The organism is Pseudoalteromonas sp. Isolate6 (assembly GCF_022398435.1).
GTDB lineage: Bacteria > Pseudomonadota > Gammaproteobacteria > Enterobacterales > Alteromonadaceae > Pseudoalteromonas > Pseudoalteromonas galatheae.
The window spans coordinates 1-567 of record NZ_JAKEVK010000423.1; the positions used below are offsets into that span (position 1 = coordinate 1).

The following is a 567-nucleotide window of genomic DNA, read 5'->3' on the forward strand; positions in this document are numbered from 1 at the left end:
GCGATTATGGTAAATCAAACAATTCAGGCGGTACGCAATGTCTAACACACTAAACAGACTCGGATCGGTCCTCTCTGGCACACAGCGCAGTATAGTAAAAGTGCTAACAGTTAATAATGATGGCACTACCACAGTAGAGCACAGCGACGGGACAACCAGCCGCGTACTGGGTGATAGTGTTCAAGAAGGCTCTGCATATATAGAGAATGATCGCATCACAGGGCAAGCACCGGACTTGCCGTATAGTGAGATTGAGATTTAGGTTACTTTTCAGCCAGTTCTAATGCGACTTTCTTACAAGCTTCAATGTCACCCCTGCTAGGTCTCTCATCATCCACTACCTCGAAATCGTAAGGATCACGTGATATAGGGCGACGATATTCTAAACACTGGAAAAAGAATTTTGTAACAGGTGTTGGCTCAACTTCTTTAACCTTAACCCGTTTTGAAGCAACTGCTGATGCTTGTTGTTCTAAGATAATATTAGTTTGGGAATATAAAAGAAAGGTGTTTAACCCTAATAAACTGACAATTATCAAACCTAAAACTATATAAATTACTCTGAAT

Annotated in this window: 2 protein-coding genes; one reads left to right on the plus strand and one right to left on the minus strand. The window is 41.1% G+C overall.

Features of this window, described 5'->3' with window-relative positions:
• The first annotated feature begins 37 nt into the window (after window positions 1-37).
• A complete protein-coding gene (locus L1D50_RS23275) occupies window positions 38-262 on the plus strand; it encodes a hypothetical protein (RefSeq protein ID WP_239966962.1) in 225 nt (74 codons plus the stop codon).
• A 1-nt stretch (window position 263) separates the two neighbouring features.
• Here L1D50_RS23275 and L1D50_RS23280 read toward each other — a convergent pair.
• Window positions 264-567 (minus strand): hypothetical protein (locus L1D50_RS23280; RefSeq protein WP_239966963.1); only part of this gene is annotated, 304 nt, incomplete at its 5' end.